Source organism: Alkalimonas sp. NCh-2, assembly GCF_039631345.1.
In the GTDB taxonomy this organism is placed as follows: Bacteria; Pseudomonadota; Gammaproteobacteria; order Enterobacterales; family Alteromonadaceae; genus Alkalimonas; species Alkalimonas mucilaginosa.
In genome coordinates this window covers 153262-174928 of record NZ_JBDIUV010000002.1, presented here as the reverse complement: position 1 = coordinate 174928, position 21667 = coordinate 153262, and the positions used below count along the sequence as shown (strand labels likewise).

General features: G+C 52.4%; 16 protein-coding genes. 12 read left to right on the top strand and 4 right to left on the bottom strand.

Annotated elements, in window-relative coordinates:
• Positions 1 to 80 precede the first annotated feature (80 nt).
• Together ABC502_RS06055 and ABC502_RS06050 are read left to right on the top strand one after the other, a co-directional pair.
• Entirely contained in the window at positions 81 to 1496 is a 1416-nt protein-coding gene (locus ABC502_RS06055; RefSeq protein WP_345915229.1) for an AlkA N-terminal domain-containing protein, read from the top strand.
• The gene (locus ABC502_RS06050) at positions 1489 to 1959 is read left to right on the top strand and encodes a methylated-DNA--[protein]-cysteine S-methyltransferase (RefSeq protein WP_345915228.1); all 471 of its coding nucleotides are present in this window, start codon (positions 1489 to 1491) and stop codon (positions 1957 to 1959) included. Before ABC502_RS06055 ends, ABC502_RS06050 begins: the two co-directional genes overlap by 8 nt.
• Positions 1960 to 1992: 33 nt before the next feature.
• Here ABC502_RS06050 and ABC502_RS06045 read toward each other — a convergent pair whose 3' ends face one another.
• Positions 1993 to 2529, bottom strand: a complete 537-nt coding sequence (locus tag ABC502_RS06045) for a hypothetical protein (protein WP_330086148.1) — start codon at positions 2527 to 2529, stop codon at positions 1993 to 1995.
• A gap of 207 nt (positions 2530 to 2736) precedes the next feature.
• Here ABC502_RS06045 and ABC502_RS06040 point away from each other — a divergent pair, with 207 nt between their 5' ends.
• From ABC502_RS06040 to lnt, 10 genes are all read left to right on the top strand, one after another.
• Complete coding sequence (locus ABC502_RS06040) at positions 2737 to 3621, top strand: pirin family protein (protein ID WP_345915227.1); 885 nt, start codon at positions 2737 to 2739, stop codon at positions 3619 to 3621.
• A 313-nt stretch (positions 3622 to 3934) separates the two neighbouring features.
• A complete protein-coding gene (locus tag ABC502_RS06035; protein ID WP_345915647.1) occupies positions 3935 to 4636 on the top strand; it encodes a 5'-methylthioadenosine/adenosylhomocysteine nucleosidase in 702 nt (233 codons plus the stop codon).
• Positions 4637 to 4641: 5 nt separating this feature from the next.
• Complete coding sequence (locus tag ABC502_RS06030; protein ID WP_345915226.1) at positions 4642 to 5601, top strand: cobalamin biosynthesis protein; 960 nt, start codon at positions 4642 to 4644, stop codon at positions 5599 to 5601.
• Between the two features lie 186 nt (positions 5602 to 5787).
• On the top strand, positions 5788 to 10269 hold the full coding sequence (locus ABC502_RS06025) for an EAL domain-containing protein (RefSeq protein WP_345915225.1): 4482 nt from the start codon (positions 5788 to 5790) through the stop codon (positions 10267 to 10269).
• A 70-nt stretch (positions 10270 to 10339) separates the two neighbouring features.
• Entirely contained in the window at positions 10340 to 11188 is an 849-nt protein-coding gene (locus ABC502_RS06020; protein WP_330086143.1) for a DMT family transporter, read from the top strand.
• Positions 11189 to 11282: 94 nt separating this feature from the next.
• On the top strand, positions 11283 to 12707 hold the full coding sequence (miaB, locus tag ABC502_RS06015; RefSeq protein WP_330086142.1) for a tRNA (N6-isopentenyl adenosine(37)-C2)-methylthiotransferase MiaB: 1425 nt from the start codon (positions 11283 to 11285) through the stop codon (positions 12705 to 12707).
• Between the two features lie 57 nt (positions 12708 to 12764).
• Positions 12765 to 13796 carry a PhoH family protein gene (locus ABC502_RS06010; RefSeq protein WP_345915224.1) on the top strand — a complete coding sequence of 344 codons (1032 nt, stop codon included), beginning with the start codon at positions 12765 to 12767 and terminating at the stop codon, positions 13794 to 13796.
• On the top strand, positions 13793 to 14254 hold the full coding sequence (gene ybeY, locus ABC502_RS06005) for an rRNA maturation RNase YbeY (protein WP_345915223.1): 462 nt from the start codon (positions 13793 to 13795) through the stop codon (positions 14252 to 14254). The genes ABC502_RS06010 and ybeY overlap by 4 nt, the downstream gene beginning before the upstream one ends.
• Before the next feature lie 35 nt (positions 14255 to 14289).
• Entirely contained in the window at positions 14290 to 15162 is an 873-nt protein-coding gene (locus tag ABC502_RS06000; protein WP_330086139.1) for a CBS domain-containing protein, read from the top strand.
• Positions 15128 to 16708 (top strand): apolipoprotein N-acyltransferase, encoded by a 1581-nt coding sequence (gene lnt, locus ABC502_RS05995; protein WP_345915222.1) that lies wholly within the window; start codon positions 15128 to 15130, stop codon positions 16706 to 16708. The genes ABC502_RS06000 and lnt overlap by 35 nt, the downstream gene beginning before the upstream one ends.
• Here the strand turns inward: lnt and ABC502_RS05990 are convergent.
• The 3 genes from ABC502_RS05990 to ABC502_RS05980 all read right to left on the bottom strand — a co-directional run bounded on the left by ABC502_RS05990 (position 16705) and on the right by ABC502_RS05980 (position 21568).
• Positions 16705 to 18606, bottom strand: a complete 1902-nt coding sequence (locus ABC502_RS05990; protein ID WP_345915221.1) for a TIGR00341 family protein — start codon at positions 18604 to 18606, stop codon at positions 16705 to 16707. The two genes, lnt and ABC502_RS05990, sit on opposite strands and share 4 nt — an antisense overlap.
• Positions 18596 to 20989, bottom strand: a complete 2394-nt coding sequence (locus ABC502_RS05985) for an ATP-binding protein (RefSeq protein ID WP_345915220.1) — start codon at positions 20987 to 20989, stop codon at positions 18596 to 18598. Before ABC502_RS05985 ends, ABC502_RS05990 begins: the two co-directional genes overlap by 11 nt.
• Positions 20990 to 21100: 111 nt before the next feature.
• Positions 21101 to 21568 carry a hypothetical protein gene (locus ABC502_RS05980; protein WP_330086135.1) on the bottom strand — a complete coding sequence of 156 codons (468 nt, stop codon included), beginning with the start codon at positions 21566 to 21568 and terminating at the stop codon, positions 21101 to 21103.
• Positions 21569 to 21667 lie beyond the last annotated feature (99 nt).

Sequence of the window (21667 nt, the reverse complement as noted above, 5' to 3'; positions counted from 1 at the left end):
TCATTCAGTGCCGGATCCGGCCAGTATGGTCCTGATAAGTTGGTATACTGCAGGTAATTTGATGATTGCAGGTGCCTGTGATGCTAAGTGCTGATGTATGCCAACAAGCCCGCCAAAGCCGCGACCCACGCTTTGATGGTGCCTTTTTTACCGCGGTAAAATCCACCGGCATTTTTTGCCGCTCCATCTGCCCAGCCAAAACACCGCTGGAAAGCAATGTCGAGTACTTTGCCAGTGCAGCTGCAGCCAGCGTGGCGGGCTATCGTCCTTGCCTGCGCTGCCGGCCGGACAGCGCACCGGGCTCTCCGGCCTGGCAAGGCAGCCACACCAGCTTACAGCGGGCACTGCGCTTAATTGATGAGGGCGCCTTGCAACAAAGCAATCAGGCCCAATTGGCCGAGCGACTTGGCATCAGCGAGCGCTACTTACGGCGCTTGTTTCAACAACATCTGGGGATTGCCCCCAAGCAGTATGCGCTCCATCAGCAAGTACTGTTCGCCAAAAAGTTGCTGCACGAAACCCAGCTTCCGATCCAACACATTGCGGTAATGGCTGGTTTTCACAGCATTCGCCGTTTTAATGATGCTTTTGTCAAGCAGTTGCAGCTAAGTCCCAGCCAGATAAGGCGCAGCACTGTGCCAACATCAGATGGTTTACTCACGCTGGAGCTTAGTTACCGCCCGCCTTTGGCCTGGCCATCCTTGCTGGCGTTCTGGCAAGCACGAGCGCTGGACAAAGTAGAATGGTGCACGGCTACCGGCTATGGCCGCAGCTTTCACTGGCAAGGTCATACTGGTAGTTTTTATGTCGAGCCTGGCACGGCCAACCAGCTTCGACTGCAACTTCGCTATCCGGCTGGCCACGAAATCTGGTCGCTTATCCGGCATATTCGGCGGCTACTCGATCTGGATGCCGACTGCACCCTGATTGAGCAGCAACTGCGTCAACATCCCTGGTTTCAGCAGCACTTGATCAGTGGCCTGCGGATCCCTGGTGTCTGGAGTTTGTGGGAGGCTGGTATTCGTGCCATTTTAGGCCAGCAAATTAGTGTAGTTGCCGCCAGAACCCATTTAAACCGTCTGGTTGCAGCGCTGGGTGAACCATTACCACAACAACCGGACAAGCGCTTGTTTCCAACGCCAGATGCGGTCGCTGACAGTGATCTGCAGATGTTGAAACTACCACAGACCCGGCGCCAGACCTTGCGTGATTTTGCCAGCCTGATGCTACAGCAACCAGAAGCCCCCCCTGAGCAATGGCTTGCGATCAAAGGCATAGGCCCCTGGACCTGCCACTACGCCAGTCTGCGCGGTCTGCAAGACAGTGATATCTGGTTAGGGGGCGATTTAGGCATCAAAAAAGCCCTGCAACGACACGACAACAATATGAGCCACCAACAGTTAGCTCCCTGGCGCAGTTATGCCACCTTGCAACTTTGGTTTCAAACAGCAGCGGTTGCAAACAACAACCCCCAAACAGGACAACGCCATGACTGAATGCATTATCCAAGGCCCATTTGGTGCCATCTCAATCCGTACCAATCAGCAAGGGATCAGCGCCATCCACTTTCTTAAGGAGGAAGCCGCTCTGATTGCCCCAACATCAGCCCTGCACAATGAAGCTGCCCGGCAGTTGACGCGTTACTTTGATGGCTCACTGCAAAGGTTCAGCCTGCCGCTCGCGCCAGCCGGCACCGCATTCCAACAAGCAGTCTGGCAAGCACTTCAGCAAATTCCCTTTGGTGAAACCCGCAGCTACCAGCAGATTGCCAATGCCATAGGTAACCCTAAAGCCGTCCGAGCCGTTGGTATGGCCAACAGCCGCAATCCGGTTGCGATAGTGATTCCGTGCCATAGAGTAATCGGTGCCAATGGGCACTTGACCGGTTACGCAGGCGGACTGGAAAAAAAAGCCTGGTTGCTGCAGCATGAACAACAACCAGGCCAGACGCGCTGCTGAAGGATGGGCAGCAGCACAGAACGAGGTGAAGTATCAGAACTGGTAAGATACACCCAGGCGAAACTCATTGGAGCGATTGCCACTGTTCAAAGCAACACTGGTCCGGGCTGCCCAATCCGGGCTAAAGTAAAAAGCAAGACCACCACCAAGGCTGGTATAATCACGACCAATAGTGTGGTAGCTCAGCTCAGTAAACCATTCCACTTCCGGCGTCAGCTTGTCGGTGATACCGACACCAGCATAAATACCGGTATCACTGGCATCTTCAAAAGCATGCTGCAGCCCACCGCGAATATAGGTTTGAATGGATGGTGCAAAATCCAGCTTAAATTCTGTGAGATAGTTGGCACCCAAAGAAAACTGACTGACATCGACCGAGCGCTTCGACACCCGCTCTAAATCGGCACGCACTACCCAGCGAGGCTCCAACTGATGGCTCAGGTTCAGGTAGGCACCAGAGCCAAAATGATCCACATAACCAACGCCAACATAATCCCAGTTCACAGCCGCAGCCTGAGCCGCAGCCATTGATAATGCCAACGCACAACTTATCCGGGTCAATTTTTTCATTTTAGATCCTCCTGGTCACTGCCTTGAAAATACCACCGTAATTCCGGCAGTTATTGATTTGTCTGATCTCAAGCTAACAAAAGCCAGCTTAACCAAGCCTGAACCCATACCATTCAATAAAATAGATTTATACATGCCAATATATGCAATTTTCTTTCGAATGATCTTGGGGTTTAATGCTACTACTTACTCCTTAAGGAACACGCCATGAGCATTCGTACATTGCAACAACTGATCCCCGCCCGGCAGGTTTCCGATGGTGCCGGCGTGAAAATTAAACGCAGCCTGGGTCTGAGCCAACAGCTGCGGCTGGACCCATTTCTGATGCTGGATTGCTTTGGCTCAGACGAAGCCAGCGATTACATTGCCGGCTTTCCAGCTCACCCACACCGTGGCTTTGAAACCGTAACCTACATGCTGCATGGCCATATGCTGCATCAAGACCATATGGGCAATAAAGGCCACCTGAAAAGTGGAGGTGTGCAATGGATGACCGCAGGCCGTGGGATTATTCACTCGGAAATGCCGCAGCAGGAATCCGGTTTGATGCAAGGTTTTCAGCTGTGGCTGAATCTTCCTGCGGCAGAGAAGATGAAAGCAGCCGCCTATGTGGATATCGCCCCCGAGCTGATCCCGCATGCCGCCTTACCCGATGGTGGTGAGGTCAAAGTAATTGCTGGTCGTTTCCAAACAGCTGGGCTCAAACTGGATGGCGCCATTCGGGGCCTGAGCACGGATCCCCAGTTTTACGATTTACACTTGCTTGCTGGTCAGTCCATCGCGGTGCAGTTGCCGACAGAGCACAATGCCTTGCTGTATGTATACGAAGGCAGTGTAGAACTGCCCTCAGGCCCGCAACCGGCAACCATCGGCCTTCACCATGCCGCCGTTCTTGGCCAGGGGGATGAAGTGCATGTCACAGCCCTGGTCGATACCAAGGTGATTGTGCTTGCTGGCAAGCCGATTGGTGAACCGATTGCGCAATACGGACCTTTCGTGATGAATACACCCGATGAAATTGAACAGGCCATACGCGATTATCAGGCTGGCAAACTGACCGGAGATCAACCCTTGCAAGCCATTCAAATCTGACAGGAAAAGCTGTATACCTAAGTAACTTCAAGATGCAGGATTCAGCGGGAGATAAAAGCACTTTAGGCAAGGCGGCTGTTGGAAGATTTGGTGGTTCCAAAGCAAGAACAGCAAACGCGGCATAAAGTGCTTTTAACCCCGCCCTACGGGAGCCGCTGGGCGCTTCCACTGCGGTGTTACCCTGGCTAGCAAGGTGGTCGACATTGCGTCGCCAGTGTGCCTTGCATTGAAAGCGCCCAGTAACTCTGAAACTCGCATCTTGAAGTTACTTAGGTATATACTGCGGCTTTCTCCTCCAGGAATACACATGACAATGCAGCGGATTGGAATCATTGGTGCCATGGAACCAGAAGTGGCGCTGTTAAAACAGCAACTGACCGACGCCAGTACAGAACAACTGGGGCCGTATCAGTTTTATTGTGGTCAGTTGGCTGGCATGGCGGTAGTGCTGGTGCAATCAGGTATAGGCAAAGTCGCTTCGGCACTGGCAACCAGCCTGATGATTCAGCATTTTCAGGTCGATGCCGTGATCAATACGGGCTCGGCTGGTGGCTTTGATCCTGAATTACATGTTGGCGATATCGTGATTGGTACTGAGCTGTGCCATCACGATGTTGATGTGACGGCCTTTGGTTATGCGCCAGGCCAGGTTCCGCAAATGCCAGCGACCTTTAGCAGCGATCCCCGCCTGGTAAAAGCAGCAGAACAGAGCATCCACCAATTGGGTTTTTGCCAGACCAAGCAAGGCCTGATTGCCACTGGTGACAGTTTCATGTGCGATCCGGTCCGGATTGAGCAAACCCGTCAAACCTTTCCCACCATGTTGGCGGTTGAAATGGAAGGCGCAGCCATTGCTCAGGTCTGTTACCAAATGCAGGTGCCCTGCGTGGTGATCCGCAGCCTGAGTGACATTGCAGGTAAGGAATCGCCGGACTCGTTTGAGGCCTATCTGGCAGTAGCATCGAAGAACAGCTCTGCCATGGTGGTGGGCTTGCTGCACCAGCTTAACGCCTGATACCTATGCCGGAGTTTGAGCTACTGCTATCTGGTCCGGTGTTGTTCTGGCTGACTCTGCTGATGGCAGCTTTGCTGCCACTGCCACAAAGTTATCAGCCACTGACCTTCTACCGTTTTTTTGCACAGAAACTGGCGCACAAGGTCAATCCCGATCCCAATCGCAGCAAGCAACAGCTCCGCTTATCCGGCACTCTGGCATTATTACTGGCTGTGGTGCCTTTTATTATCATTCTGGCTGCTTTTTCCTGGCTGATGGCCTGGCCGGAAGTGTATCAATTACTGCTGTTGTATCTGTGTCTTGATTTTGGTCCTTTGCGGCATCGCATCAGCCGACTGCAACAAGCACTGCAAGGCCGGCAACTCAGTCTCGCCAAAGATCTGGCCAGCCATGTTTTGCTGCGCCAAACCCAGCCATTATCGGCAGTAGGCCTGAGCAAGGCTGGTATTGAAAGCCTGTGGTTGCAGTTTGCCCAAATCTGGCTAACGACCTTGTTCTGGTACCTGATAGGTGGCATCTGGCTGGCCATCACCATTCGACTGCTGTTAATCCTGCAGCAAGAGTGGAGCCCGAAATTAGAGCACAATCGTCACTTTGGTGCTACTACAGCCATCTTAGCTCGCTACCTGCTCTGGCCTGGCTACTGGCTGTGTTTTGCCCTGGTTTGTATTCGTTTGCGTTGCCGAAGTACCCTAAGCCACTTTCGTCACAGCCGAACTACCTACTTTGATATCGCGCAACGTGCTTGCCTAATCAGTGCCTGCAGTAGCCTGCGCTGTCGCTTGGGAGGCCCGGCCATGTACAGCACCACTAACAAAATCAACCGGGATAAGCTGGCACCAGAGTACCCGGAGCCCAATCACTCACATTTACTGCATGCCCTGAGCGCACAACAACAATTGCTGCATTTTATGCTGGCTATTTTGCTGCTCTTTACCGCTGGCTGGTGGTTATTCACCATCTGAACTTGTTTCGCTTTAGAGGCTGGACTTATTTCTGCAGCTTAGTATAGTGAATGCCTGCTTGATTTACAGCAACAATGAGTGCGCGCAGATGGTTCAGCATAAAACAATAACAAGACTGTGGACTGAGGGGCGGCGGTGAATCTATTTAGCGTGGCTCTTGCCTTCGTTGTATGCCTGCTAGCTGGCATGCAAACAATACAGGCCCGGCCAGTGCTCCAGCCGTTAACACCTGAACATGGCCTGTCTCAGGGTACAGTGCCACATATGATGCTGGATGCTAAAGGTTTCTTATGGCTGGCCACCGACGGTGGTTTGAACCGTTTTGACAGTGCACGTATCAGCCAGTTAACCGATCCCCAGCAAACACTGCAAGATACCTACTTCTCCAAAACCGTGCAACTGACCGATGGCTCCATTTGGGCGGCAACACCAAGAGCCGGCATCTATCGTTATGATGCCACAGCTGGGGTGCTGGAACCCTACTTTTCACTGCCTGGCTTACATGAAGTCACCTCCTTGCAATATCTGACGGATCTGATTGAGCTGCCACAGCAACAACTGCTGGCATCAACTAATCTTGGTGTTTTTATACTGGATATCGAAAGCAAACAAAGTTCTTTGCTGTATCAGTTACCAGCAGCATCACATGCCAATGAGTTCATTCGAACCCTGCATCCTTATCGGGACTGGTTATTTATTGGAACCAACCGGCAATTGCTGTTGTTGGATCTTAGCAGCAGTCAGGTGCACTCTTTACCCTATTTGCCAGGCAATGCCAATGAGGACCAACGCCATGTCAAATTTTTCTCCATCCAGCAACAACAGCTTTGGGTTGGCACCGTAGAAGGCCTTTATTCGCTGCCGCTGGCTGGGATAGAAGCCTTTATCCGGCAAGGGACCACTTTAGCTGGCACTGCCCGTATTCAGGATCGCAATATCTGGCACCTTGAGTGGCAGCAAGATCATGCCCTGGTTGCCACGGAGCAAGGCTTGTTTCATTTTGAGCCCGAGCAAAACAGGCTGGAATTACTATGGCGCTTTAGTGACAGCGAGCATCAGCTAACAGATAACAACATCATCAGCATGGTCGCCGATCAGCATGGCGGTTTCTGGCTTGGTAGCCGTTTTGATGGCGCTTATTACTGGCATCCACGTACTCTGGCATTTCGCCATCTTGGCGCTGAGCCCGGAACCACAGAACAATTAAGCAGTATCCGGGTTCAGGTGGTGGCCGAAGAAAACCCCGAAACGCTCTGGATAGGCACCAACAATGGCCTCAATCGTTTAAACCTGCAAGATGGTAGTATGCAAGCTTACCTGCAAAACCCGGATCCAAAAGCAGTTTGGCATGACAGTACCATTTTGAATATTTTCCCGGATCCACAGTTCGGGATATTTTTTAGCTCCGCCACCGGGCTGCACTTATTTGACCCACAGACAGAGCGATTATTAGCCTTGCCATTGAGCGAAGATGCGGACCCAAGCTTGCTAAAAGGAGGTGCCAGGCATTTTTGGCGCGATCAGCAAGGCACTTTCTGGTTTGTTACCAACCGCAGCTTTTATCATTATCAGCCAACAAACGGCAGTATCAGGCCTGTGACCGCATTGAATCAGTTAGCTCTTGATCGTTTTGGTGGCTTTTTAGGGTATCTGCCAGGCTCGAACGAGCAGCTGCTTTTAACGACAGCTGATCGACTCTGGCTTTATCACCAAACGTCAGAGCAGCTGGAGCAGGTGTTCCATGCCGAACACCATAGCCCGGGTTTATTACGTATCGCTGAGAATACTTTACAAGATCAGTTTGGCCGGCTGTGGGTTGCTTTCAATGGCGTTGGCATTCTGGTATTTGATCAAAACTTTCAGCTGTTACAGCATTTTGATCAACGCAACGGCTTACTTAGTAATCTGGTATTCAGCCTGCAACAAGATCGTTATGGTTATATCTGGTTTGCTAATCACCACGGTTTGTTCCGTATGCATCCACAAAGCTTTCACCTGGAGCGTTTTAGCCGGGCCGATGGTTTGCTGACCCACGAGTACAATGGCAGAGCAGGAATCCGCTTAAGCGATGGCAGATTGGCTTATGGCAGCATGCGCGGCCTGACGTTAATTCAACCTGAACACTTGCAGGGCCACAGCGAAGAGAGCAGAGCCGTAATCACCGAGTTCAGTTTATTGGATGGCCGCTTTGCCACCCCCTATAGCCACCTGAATGACCAACATATTCAATTGCCGCACAATGCAGAAGGCTTAAAGCTTAACTTTAGCAGCATGAATTTTCGTGACAGTAAGAAAATGACCTTTCAGGTATGGTTGGAAGGCAAACAAGCGTTTCGCTTTCCCAGACAGTCTGATCACCAACTGATTATCCCCAAATTGCCGGCTGGCGATTACATTTTTAATGTGGTGTCCATCTCGCCCTTAACAGGGGAAGAAAGTGAGCCTGCCAGGCTTTTCATCAGCATCGCAACCCCCTGGTGGGCCTCTGGCTGGGCCTATCTGGGTTACACGCTGTTTCTATTGCTGATGTTACTGCTCTGGCGCAACAATCGAAGACAGCATCAGCGGATATTAGCGCAAGCTCATAGCAAATTAAAAGCCAGTGAACAACGAATGAAGCAAGCTCTGGCCGCGGTCGATAGCGGAGCCTGGGAATGGCATGCCAGTAAAAACAGCCTGTTTGCCTCACGTATTCACAGCATGCTGGGCTATCGCGAGTCACTCAACCCGCTGACGCTGGAACAGCACCTGTCGTTGATCCACCCACAAGATAAAACACAATTTGAGCAAAAGTGGCAGCAGTTTATTGCCCAAAAAACGGGCAGCTTTGATCACACCTACCGCCTGCAACACAAAGACGGCCACTGGCTGTGGTTTCGTGATATTGGCAAGATCGCAGAGCTGGATGATGAGCAAGAAGTGATACGGGTGATGGGCACCTTTAGCAATATCACCGAAACCCGCGCCAGCCAGGAAAAAGCACGGCTCTTTGGTGAAGCTTTCCAGAAAACCCGTGACTGGGTGGTGATTCTGGACGAACAGCAACGTATGATTGCAGCCAACCAATCCTTTGCCGATGCTTTTGGTCCGGTCGAGCACTATCTTAGCAACCCGCAAACCCATCACCTGGGTATCAGCCTGGATCGCCGCCGTTATTACAGCAATTTATTGCGCGAATTTCGTATCAACCAACATTGGCAAGGTGAAGAGCTTGTTATCACTCCGGACGGACGAGAACGCCCTACCCTGATCAACATCAGTGCTGTCGGGGAGCAGGATAAAGTCGGTTTCTTCGTGCTGGTATTTACCGACATTACAGATCAAAAGCTGGCTGAAGACGAACTGCGCTATCTGGCCAATTACGATGCTCTGACCGGTTTGCCAAACCGGGCCTTGCTGATGGATCGTATTCATCACGGTATTGAAAATGCAAAACGCAGCAAACGCTCTCTGGCCTTGTGTTTTTTAGATTTGGATAAATTTAAACAGATCAACGACTCCCTGGGTCATGATATTGGCGATCTGCTGTTAAGAGAAGTCGCCAGACGCCTCAACCTGGCCTTGCGTGAAAGCGATACCGTCGCACGCCTCGGCGGTGATGAGTTTGTCGTCCTGCTGGAGGGCTATAAGAGCAGCGACAATATCAGCCATGTGGCTCGGAAAATGTTGCAAATTATCGGTGAGCCCATGCAACTTGGGCCTCATACGGTTGGAGTCTCCCCCAGTATCGGCATTGCGGTCTATCCAAGCGACGCCTATACAGCCTTTGAGCTGATGAAGCATGCGGATGTCGCCATGTACCATGCCAAGGAAGCTGGCCGGAATAACTTCCAGTTTTTCACCAGGGAGATGAATGAAAAAGCTCACATGCAGCTGGCGCGTGAAACCCGGCTACGTAAAGCCTTTCAACAACAGGAGTTTGTCAATTACTACCAACCCATTATCGACAGCGAACACAAATGCATGGTGGGTGCAGAAGTATTGCTGCGCTGGTACAGCAGCGACGGCGTGGTATCACCGGTAGAGTTTATTCCGCTGGCAGAAGATCTCAGTCTGATTATTCCAATGACCCAACAGTTATTAGAGCGTGCCCTGGCAGATCTGCAAGGCTGGCATCAGGCTGGGTATCCACTGTATCTTTCCGTCAACTTATCGGCCCGTCACCTGGAACATGACAACCTGGCCGAACAGGTAGAGCAGATGCTAAGAAAGTATCAGTTGCCATCACACTGTCTGCGTTTTGAAGTGACAGAAAGTGCCCTGATGCGCGATCATAGCAGTGCCATTGCTACCATGCATGCATTGAGTAAACTGGGCATTAAACTGGCGTTGGATGACTTTGGTACTGGCTACTCCTCATTGAAATATTTAAAAGAACTGCCGATTGATGCCATAAAGATCGATCGAAGTTTTGTCAAAGACATCGGCATAGACCAAAACGACGAAGCCATCATCGAAACCATGCTCAGCATGGCAGCCAGTCTGAGCATGTACTGTGTGGCCGAAGGGGTTGAGACAGAACAACAACTGCACTTCTTTACCGAGCGGCGCTGCACTTTGATTCAGGGCTACTTTTTTGCTCAGCCGATGCCTGCTAATCAGCTCAGGCAACTGTTAGAAAGCAAACGGTTTGCGACCTGCGGTACCGCTGAACCGGAATCGTTGTAAAACAGCCTCAAGCTCCCCTGCACAAGCTTACAATCTGCTACAATGCCGGCTTTTGTAAACCGGGCCCATCATGCGAAATCCTCTCCTGCAAGGTGCTTTACTACTGTTATTGGCAGAAGCCTGTTTTGCTGGCATCGGTGCTTTGGTGAAATACAGCAGCGGCATGGCCACCGAGGCTCAGGTGGTATTTTTCCGCAATGCCTTTGCGTTGGTATTGATGTTGCCATTTTTGTACAGCAAAGGCTGGAGCCTGCTGAAAACAGAACGTTGGTACCTGCATGCCTTTCGTGCATTAACTGGCCTGGTATCCATGTACTGCTTTTTTTATGTGCTGGGCCAGCTGCCACTGGCACAAGCAATGGCGGTGCTACTGCTCACTCCCTTTATCATCCCGGTTATTGCTCGTATCTGGTTAAAAGAGCGTCCCAGTCAGCTTACGCTGATTGCGATTGCGCTGGGCTTTGTAGGCGTCTTGCTGGCTCTGCCAGCACCGGCACCAGGCATGACTCTGGTCCTTTTGGTGGCACTGGCTGCAGCCACCTTGGTAGCTATCACCAAGACCACCATCCGTTATATGTCGAGTACTGAACCTGCCGTTCGTACGGTGTTTTATTTCTCTCTACTGACGGCTGTGTTTTCGGTCATTCCGCTACCGTTTTACTGGCAACCACTGCCACACGAAGCCTGGTTGGCTTTTATCGGCATGGGCATCCTGGCAGCCATCGGCCAGTTGGCAATGACCCGGGCCTATGCACTGGCACCTGCCAGCGCCATTGGTATCTGGACCTACAGCAGCGTTATCTTCGCCGGCCTCTTTGGCTACCTGTTCTGGCAGGAGCCGGTCACCATGAGCTGGCTGGCCGGCGTGCTGGTGATTTTTTATGCCGGCTACGTCACTACCCGGCAACGTTTGCTTTAAGCAAACACCCAGCCGACAGGGCTGGCACTTCCGGTCTGGCTGGGCTAAAATATGCGCCCTTTATGCGCAGTAACGACACAGGGTCCATCAAAGCATGAGCAAAAAGCTACACATCAAAACCTGGGGCTGTCAGATGAATGAGTACGATTCGTCGAAAATGGCAGACCTGCTGGATGCCACCCATGGCTACAGCCTCACCGAACACGCTGAGGAAGCCGATGTGATCCTGCTGAACACCTGCTCAATTCGTGAAAAAGCGCAGGAAAAAGTCTTCCATCAGTTAGGTCGTTGGCGGCCACTGAAAGCCAAAAACCCCAATCTGGTGATTGGCGTGGGTGGCTGTGTCGCCTCGCAGGAAGGTGCTGCTATCCGTGAGCGTGCGCCCTATGTCGATATTGTCTTTGGTCCACAAACCCTGCACCGCCTGCCTGAAATGATCAAAGCGGTTACTGGCGATCGGGCGCCTGTGGTCGATGTATCCTTCCCGGAAATCGAAAAATTCGACCGTTTGCCAGAGCCCAAAGCCGATGGCCCAACGGCTTTTGTTTCCATTATGGAAGGCTGCTCCAAATACTGCAGCTTTTGTGTGGTACCTTATACCCGCGGCGAAGAAGTCAGCCGGCCGCTGGATGATGTATTGTTTGAAATCGCCCAACTGGCGGAGCAAGGCGTGCGGGAAGTCAATTTGCTGGGCCAGAATGTCAATGCTTACCGTGGCAGCATGCACGACGGCAGCATTTGCAGCTTTGCTGAATTGCTGCGACTGGTGGCCGCTATTGATGGCATCGATCGCATACGCTACACCACCTCGCATCCGGTTGAGTTTACCGACGACATCATCGAAGCCTATCGCGATATTCCGGAGCTGGTTGATCACCTGCACCTGCCGGTGCAATCCGGCTCGGATCGCATTTTAACCCTGATGAAGCGCGGTCACACAGCATTGGAATTCAAGTCGCAAATCCGTAAGCTGAAAAAAATCCGGCCCAATTTAAGCATGTCATCCGATTTTATCATCGGCTTTCCGGGCGAGACAGCCGAGGACTTTGCTGCCACCATGACCTTAATCCAGGCCATTGACTTTGATATGAGCTTTAGCTTTATCTACAGTGCCCGGCCAGGCACCCCAGCTGCCGACTTGCCGGATGATGTCAGCGAAGATGAAAAGAAACAACGACTCTATATTCTGCAGGATCGTATCAACCAGCAGGCACTGCGGATTGCCCGCGGTATGCTGAATACGGAGCAACGCATTCTGGTGGAAGGCCCATCGAAAAAGAACCTGATGGAGCTGTGCGGCCGCACGGAAAACAACCGGGTGGTCAATTTTGAGGGCGATCCAAAACTGATTGGTCAGTTTGTCGATGTGCTGATCACCGATGTCTATGCCAACTCCTTAAAAGGCACCTTGATCCGGACCGAACAGGATATGGGATTGCGCCGGGCGGTATCGCCGCAGCAAATTCTGGCGCGCCAACCCAAAGCCGATGAGCTGGGAGTGGCTCAGTTTGCCCCCTAAGCTCCCCTTCTTGCCAACAGGCTGGCGCTGCCAGCCTGAGCCATTGAGAATTTGCCATTGAGCACTGCAACCAGCCATAAAACCTTTACCGCCAGCCCGGCCGAGCAGCAACGTCTGTTGTCTTTGTGCGGCCCGTTCGATGAGCACCTGCGTCTGCTCGAACAGCGCCTGCAACTGAGCATAGCGCACCGTGATGAAGCCTTTAAACTCAGTGGCTCTGCCAGTGCCGTTCAGGCCGGCTACTTTGTGTTGGATCAGCTCTACCGAGAGACGTCACAACAAGGTAAAGTGGTGGAACTTAGCATTGAACAGGTACATTTAATGATTCAACAGGCGCAAAACGCCAGCACGGACCAAGAGACAACCGCGGACTTTAGCCTGAAAACCAAAAAAGGCTTGCTGACCCCGCGCAACCCGCACCAAAAAGCCTACGTCAAGCATGTGCTAAAGTACGATGTAATCTTTGGCATAGGCCCGGCCGGCACCGGTAAAACCTACTTAGCCGTCGCGTGCGCCGTCGATGCATTGGAAAAAAATCTGGTACGACGCATCGTACTGACCCGCCCGGCGGTGGAAGCCGGTGAAAAGCTGGGCTTTTTACCCGGTGATTTGTCGCAAAAAGTCGACCCCTACCTGCGCCCTTTGTACGATGCATTGTTTGAGATGCTTGGCTACGACAAAGTAGAAAAGTACCTGGAACGCGGCATTATTGAAATTGCCCCGCTGGCTTACATGCGTGGCCGCACTTTAAATGATGCCTTTATTATTCTGGATGAAGGCCAGAACACCACCGTCGAACAGATGAAAATGTTCCTGACCCGCATCGGCTTTAACTCCAAAGCGGTGATCACCGGTGATGTCACCCAGGTCGACCTGCCACGCGGTCAGTATTCCGGCCTCAAACATGCCATCGATGTGCTATCCAATGTTGATGCCATCAGCATGAACTTTTTTGATGCCAAAGATGTGGTGCGTCACCCTATCGTGCAAAAAATTGTCCTGGCTTACGAAGCACACGAAGCCGAAAAACTGGCTGCCGAAGCCGACGCAACACCGGCAGAAAAACGCCCGCGCAGGCCTAAAACATGAAGCTGGAGCTGGATCTGCAGCAAGCCAGCACTGCTTCCGACTTACCGACCGAGGCGCAGTTTGCCCAGTGGGCAGCGCTCGCTCTCGCCCCCTATCGTAGTGAGGCGGAACTGACCATTCGCCTGGTGGATAGCAGTGAAAGCCAACAGCTAAATAGTCAGTACCGCGGTAAAGACAAGCCAACCAATGTGCTGAGTTTTCCCTTTCAGTGCCCACCCGGCCTGAGCCTGCCTTTACTCGGCGACCTGGTGATTTGCAGCCAGGTGGTTGCCGAAGAAGCCAGCCAGCAAGGAAAAACTGCAGAAGCCCACTGGGCCCATATGGTGATCCATGGATGCTTGCATTTAGTGGGATTTGACCATATAAAGGAAGACGAAGCCGAGCAGATGGAGCAGCTGGAAATAGCGCTGCTGGCAGAGCTGGGTTTTACCAACCCTTACCTGACGGATGCAGAGTAAGATACCGATGATTAGCTGGAGCATACAGTTCATTAATGAGTGACGATAACCCCCACTCTAGCCGCGGCTCTGCGCCGAAATCCTGGCTGGATCGCATTGCCGGAATATTTAACGCAGAGCCCCAAGATGTCTCGGAACTTGAAAACGTGATCAGCGAGGCTGCCAATAACCTGCTGATCGACGAAGATACCAAAGGCATGCTGCATGGTGTGCTGGATGTATCCAAGATGCGTGCCAGGGATATTATGATCCCACGTTCACAAATGGCGACCCTGGATGTCGAACAATCCATTGCCGACATTCTGCCCATTTTATTGGAAAACAACCACAGCCGATATCCGGTGGTCAATGAAGACAAAGACCACATCGAAGGCATTCTGCTGGTAAAAGATCTGCTTAAATTCGCTTTTCAGCCCGATGCACCTCCATGTCATCTGCGTGATATCATGCGACCAGCGGTGATTATTCCCGAAAGCAAACGGGTGGACGCGCTGCTGAAGGAGTTTCGCCAAAAACGCTATCATATGGCGATGGTGGTCGATGAGTATGGCGGTGTTTCAGGCTTAGTCACCATAGAAGATATTCTGGAGCAAATCGTCGGTGAAATTGAAGATGAACACGATGATGCCGAAGATGCCGATATCAAAAAAATGGCCAGCAATGTGTTTCAGGTCAGTGCGCTGACGCCGCTGGATGAATTCAACAACCACTTTGGCAGCCACTTCAACGAAGAAGAAGCCGATACCATCGGTGGCATTGTGTTGCATGCTTTTGGTCATATGCCGGAGCGTGGTGAAACCATTGAGCTGGATGGGCTGTTGTTTAAAGTCAGTAAAGCCAACAGCCGGCGGTTATTGCAACTGCAAGTGATTAATGGCAAAGCACCGGTTAGTAGCGAGTCCGATTGAGGTGTTCAATCCGCCACAGCTGACAAGGGTGTTTGACTCACGCTGGCTTAGTGCCTGCTTGATGGCACTGACCGGTGCCATTAGCACCTTTGCCTTTGCGCCCTATAGCTTCACCTTACTCCCTGTGCTCACCATCGCCATACTGTGTTATGCCGCCTGTTGCAGCAGCCGCTGGCAGCAAGCCGCCTGGCTGGGTTTTAGCTGGGGGCTGGGTTACTTTGCGGCAGGCCTGAACTGGGTGCATATTCCGATTGAGCAATTCGGTGGTTTGCCCTTGCTGCTTAGCCTGGCGCTGCTGCTGCTGTTAAGTGCCTATCTGGCACTCTATCCCTTGCTGTTTGCCCTGCTGGCTTTTCGGCTGAAAGCACATTCGATGTTACCGCTTTATCTGGCCGCAGCCTGGATGCTGCTGGAGGCCCTGCGCTCCTGGTTTCTGACCGGCTTTCCCTGGCTCTCGCCGGGCTACAGCCAAACGGACAGCATTCTCAGGCACTGGGCCCCGCTGATTGGTGAAACCGGCCTAACCTTTGTTTTGGTGCTGAGTGCTGCTGCGCTGATGCAACTGCTTGCTAAGCGGCAGTTTTGGCCCACTGCACTGGCAGTACTGCTCTGGCTAAGCGCCCCATTGGTAAGTCACTGGCATGGGTGGCAAACTACCGGTGAAACACTGGATGTTGCGCTGGTACAAGGCAATATCAAACAAGAATTACGTTGGGACCCGGCCCTTGAAGTCAGCACCATGCGTCTGTACCTGGAGCTCACCCAGCCGCATTTAGGCACCCCCTTGATCATCTGGCCGGAAGCGGCTATTCCGCGGGTAGAAATTCTGGCAGAACCTTACTTGTTTGAACTCGATGCCATTCTGGCAGAGCATGGCAGCAGCCTGGTCACCGGTATCATCGAGTACAACTTTTACACGGAAGAGGCCTGGAACAGCCTGATCACTCTGGGGAAGCGCCAGCAAAGCGACGCTGGTGGCCATTATCAACCCAGCCACAGCAACCGCTTTGAAAAGCATCACTTACTGCCCATTGGTGAATTTGTCCCTTTTGAAGACCTGCTGCGCCCCTTGGCACCGATTTTTGATTTGCCGATGAGCTCTTTTAGCCGGGGCAGCTTTGTGCAGCACAATCTGCTGGCCAATGATCACAAGTTACTGCCGGCCATTTGTTTTGAAATTGCTTTTCCACGGCAGCTGGCAGCGAATTTCCAGCAGGATACCGGCCTACTGCTTACCGTTAGCAACGATGCCTGGTTTGGTGACAGCATAGGGCCGCACCAGCACCTGCAAATCGCCCGGATGCGGGCACTGGAGTTTGGCCGGCCCTTGCTGCGCGCCACCAACAATGGCATTACCGCTACCATAGCGGCCAATGGCCGCATTCAACAGCAATTACCGCAGTTTGAAGCGGGTGTTTTGACCGACCAGATGCAGCTTACCACTGGCCAAACGCCCTACAGCCGTTACCGGGATTGGCCGCTGTGGTATTGCTCTTTATTATTGTTACTGCTGGCAGGCTGGCAAAGCCGGCGCAAACCAGCTTAACGGATCACCCGGGTACCGACTTCCAGCTCCACCGGCTGAGCCAGCTTTTGCTCAATCAGGCTTTTGATGTCATCCATCTGGGTTTCATTAATGGTAGAGCGTGATACCAGCGTCAGCGAGATGCGGATTGGGTTGCCAGGCCTAACCTGCACCTGACGCAGCTGAATATCCTCCAGCACAATGCCTTCCAATTGCTGTTTAATGCGCCCTTCCTGCACCATATGGGAGAAACTAAGCGCCAGTGGAATACTCAGTAACACCACCAGCCCAAAGGTCAGGGCCAGGCCACGACGGGCCCGGTGAAATGGGCTGTAGCCGAGGAACAAAAAGGTCAGCACAGCGGCTAAGATAATACCCACCAGGTTGGTCAGATAAAGCAAAAACGCGCCCCAAAACACGGTGAAATCGGCCCAGCCCAGGCCAATGCCTGCCACCGCCAGCGGCGGCACCAATGCCACGGCGATAGCCACCCCAGCTAAGCTTTTGGCCACTTCCGCCCTGGCATGGGCATAGGCACCGGCAATACCAGAAACCACCGCTACACCTAAATCCAGTAAAGTGGGACTGATACGGGCAGCAATCTCACTGTTGATGGTATTGAGCGGAATAAGCCAGGTGGCGATCACCGCGCAACTGATGGCTAACGCTGTGCCTACGCCGATACTGCGGGCACTGGTTAGCATCAGGCCTTCATCCTGTCGCAGGGTGCCAAGCGCCATCGAAATAATTGGCCCCATCAATGGAGCCAGGATCATGGCGCCAATAATCACCGGGGTGGAGTTGGCAAACAGGCCAAAAGTTGCCAGCAAAGTCGCCAGCAGCATCAGCATCAAATACGACGGCGTAGCTTTGGCACTTTCCCGAAGCGCCAAAAATAAATCCTTAAACTCTTCGGTCGCAGCGTGATGGATCCAGGGCAGTGGATAGGTCACCAACTCGGTTTTTGCTTTACCGGCCGGCAAAGGCTGGGTTTTAAAGACTTCTTTTTGCTCGGGCAGTTTCTCCTCAACCGCCAGGTAACGGCCCGGCACCATCGTCAGACAACGCGGCTCGACCCTGAGCACCAGTTCTTTGCTTTTTTCAATCAAGCCATCGTGGGTGTAGCTGATGGTTTTCGGGCTTTGGATGCGTAAACTGCTGGTTTTTAAGTGCCCGACAAACGATGGGGTCCCTTTGTTCCAGTAATCCCGTAAAAACAGGGCGGCAAATAAAAAGCGCAACATCTCAAACACACTGCGTGGTACCAGTACCAGCGCATGCAGCATGCCATCGTTAGCGCTGGAGTCGGCTACCAGCCGACGCGATAGCACCGAACTGCGACCATGCTCTACCGCAACAATGCCAAGGGCAGCAGTATCCAGCTCTTTGCCTTTCTGGGTAGTCAGTTTAAAGGCACTGAAGGTGACCTGGCCCACTTTACTCAGCAAACGGAAAAAGCGCTTTAATCGCAATGCAAAACGCTCGGCCAGTGCTTCGCCCGGGATCAGTGAAAAGGTATCGCCCACTACTACCGAGTTAAAAACCGGTGTTTCGTTGCACAACATCAGATCCAGCTGCTCAGTCTCTCGATAAACAGCATCTTCCAGCGCCGAGGCCAAATCACCGCTGATGCCAAAACCATAACGGGCATGGCGCATCTCCGGGTGCGGCAACAAGGCCAGCTGCCAGTGGTTTTGCCGTGCCTGCTGCACCAGTTCACGCAAGGCCTCATCGGGTAAATAGCAGAGCAAGCGTTGCTCTGCACTAAACAAATGGCTGAGCTTGCCAGTCCAGAGCAACAGCTCAGCTTGCTGGCCATGTTCATCAATAAGAGGCAGAATGTGCTGACGCACAAACTGCTCATCCATCGGCTGGCACAAGAGGACCAGTTGCATACTTACCGGCTGATTAGTCATCATCGCTGCAACCATTGACAATTTCGGCAATCTCCGCCAGGCGTTTCAATACCATGGCATTCAGCGTTTTCTTCGGGTAAGCCCCTCGTTTTGACTGCTCACCAGCTTCAATGCCGGTCAGTAAATACAAGGCTTCATCGACATTTTTTACTACATAAATATGAAATTCACCGCGGCTTACCGCCTGCCGCACTTCCTCATTCAACACCAGGTTCAACTGATTGCTGGCTGGGATCACTACGCCCTGATCACCGGTCAGGCCACGCAGCTGGCAAAGCCGGAAAAAGCCTTCGATTTTTTCATTCACACCACCTATCGCCTGCACTTCACCATGCTGATTGATGGAGCCGGTCACCGCCAGGCTTTGCTTGATCGGTACCTGGGTAATGGCCGAAATCAGTGCACAAATCTCTGCCAGCGAGGCACTGTCCCCATCGATATGGCCGTAAGATTGCTCCATCGCAATATTGGCCGATAAGGTCAGTGGGAAGTCCCGCGCATAACGCGCGCCTAAAAAGCCGTTTAAAATCAATACACCCTTTGAGTGAATGGCTTTGCCAAGCTCGACTTCCCGCTCAATATCCACCACACCGGAAGCACCGGCAAACACCGTCGCACTGATGCGGGCCGGGGTACCGAAGGTGGTATCGCCAATTTCCAGCACCGTCAGGCCATTGACCTTACCGACCGCCAGCCCATCGCTGTCGATCAGAATCTGCCCTTGCTGGATATCCTCCAAAAAGCTTTCACTAATGCGACCGGTTCGGTACTGCTTGCCAGCCAATGCCTGACGGACATGCTCAGCAGTCAGGCTATCGCTGCCAGCCTGAGTGGCGTAATAACACGCTTCACGCACCAGCTCCAGCACATCGGCAAAACGAGCCGACAATTTGTGTTGGTGCTCGGCCTGACGAAAACTAAACTGCAACAGCCGTTCAAAACCGCACTCGGATAGCTGCTCCAGCCCCAGCTCGCGCATTTGCAGGCGAATTTGCCGCACCATGTAATTCATGGTTTGTTGCTGATACGGCAGGTAGTGTTCAAAATCCGCCAATACCCGAAACAGCTCATTAAACTCTTCATCCACTTCCTGGATCAGATAATACAGATCGCGTGAGCCCATCAGGATCACTTTGACCTGCAATGGCACGGCTTTGGGCGTAATGATGGTGGAGTTGGTAACGGCATGGTCACTGAGAGTATCTATCACCAGCTCGTTGCTTTTAAGCGCCTGCTTCAACGCTTCCCAAACCTGCGCCTGCGGCAGCAGTTTGTCCGCATCCAGAATCAAGTAGCCCCCATTGGCACGATGCAAGGCCCCCGGGCGGATCATGCGATGATTGGTGTACAAGGATCCGCCGCTGGTAGCGTACTCGACCCGGCCAAATAAGTTCCCGTAAGTAGGTAGCGGTTCAAACACTACGGGTGCTCCATCCATAGCGGCATGATGCACCAGCACATTGGGCACAAACTCTTCAATAAATAAAGTCCGGATATCCAGCTCTTCGGCTTTTTCCGGTTCAGTTTCTTCCGGCAGCAGTTCCAATACCAGTTTTACCAGATGCGGCCGCATATCACGCAGATAACGCAGCACACCCAGCTCAGCCACATAATGATGCTCCAGCGCTTTAAACAGCGGCTTAAACACCTGCTCGATGGTGGCTTTTCTTAGCTCACGTAGTTGCTCAGACACCTCACGCTTCCACTGTGGCAATTCAATCAACTGCTCGTTTAAAATGGTTTCCAGCTCGCCGACCAGATCGTAGAAATACTGCCGCTCTTCGTCACTCAGCTTGTTAAACTCGCTGTCATCCAGTGGTTTGCCATCGATCAGTGGGGCGAAGGTAACGGTGCCGTTTTCTTCGTACAGCACCACTTTTTTCTCCAGTGCCTTTTGTTCAACCGCCTCTAATGCTGCTTCGTAGCGGGTATCAAAGGTACGCTGAATGGCTTTTTTCTGCCGCTGGTAACCAGGGTTATCAAACGCAGCCGGAAAGGTATCCAGCACTTCGTCCACCAAATCTTCGATACGTTTCGCCAGCGCTCTGCCCTCACCAGGCAAAAGCCGCAAGGTGGTTGGCAGGCGCTCATCATCAAAGTTTCTCAGGTAACACCACTCGTCTGGGGTCGCTTTTTCGGCCGCTGCATGCTGCAGAATGTCCTGCACCAAGGTAAAGCGCCCCAGCGCAGGCTCCCCCATCACATAGAGGTTGTAACCCGGCATGTCCATACCAATAGCAAACTGCAGGGCCGCTTTCGCACGCTCCTGACCAATAAAAGCCGGGGTTAACTCGGTTTGTGAGATGCTGTGTTTCAGCCAGTCATTGCGCAGTTGCGGCGCCAGTTGGTGAGGGGCAAGCGCCAGAGTCTCGAGAGTTTGGGTCATGAAGTTCCTTGCAATCCATGGGGCTCATGTTGAATGAAGGGTATTATACGCACAGACAGAATGCAGCGACCAGTGAATTACTGGCCGCTTCGAGCCTTGGTTATTTCAACTTTAATCGAGTGGTACCCCTTCCCGGTTAAAACTCACCCCACCACAGTTGGTGCAGGCCAGTAATTCCGCCGGATGGTAATAATTGGCCCGCTCGCCACAGTGTTCACAGCGATAGCAACCCATACCAACTCGCTCGCCCTGAAAATAAACGCCTTTGTGCCGGAAGTCTTCCAGAATTTCCTGCCACTCCACCTGGCTGCGATCGGTGATTTGTGCCAGCTCATACCACAAGGCCTCTGGCCACAAGGATGGCTGCTCTTCAGCATCTGTCTCGGTATCCTGCCACTGGCGTTTTAAGGTTTCGACAAAAAGCCGGGTTTCATGGGCGGTTAAGTCTTTACCCGCCTGAAAATAAGCGCGGACTTGCTTATTCAATGCCATCAACTGGTCGACCGAGTCTTTCTCAGCATTGCTAACCATATCCGCCAACTGCGTTAACCAAGCCTGGTATTTCTTTTTTAGTTCCATCGATACTCCTGCTGGCTGCATTTGACTTCAGTATAGCAAAGCTGTTTTCAAGTTGTTGTAAGTCAGTGGCTGCGGTATCCTATAGCGAATTTTTCGCGC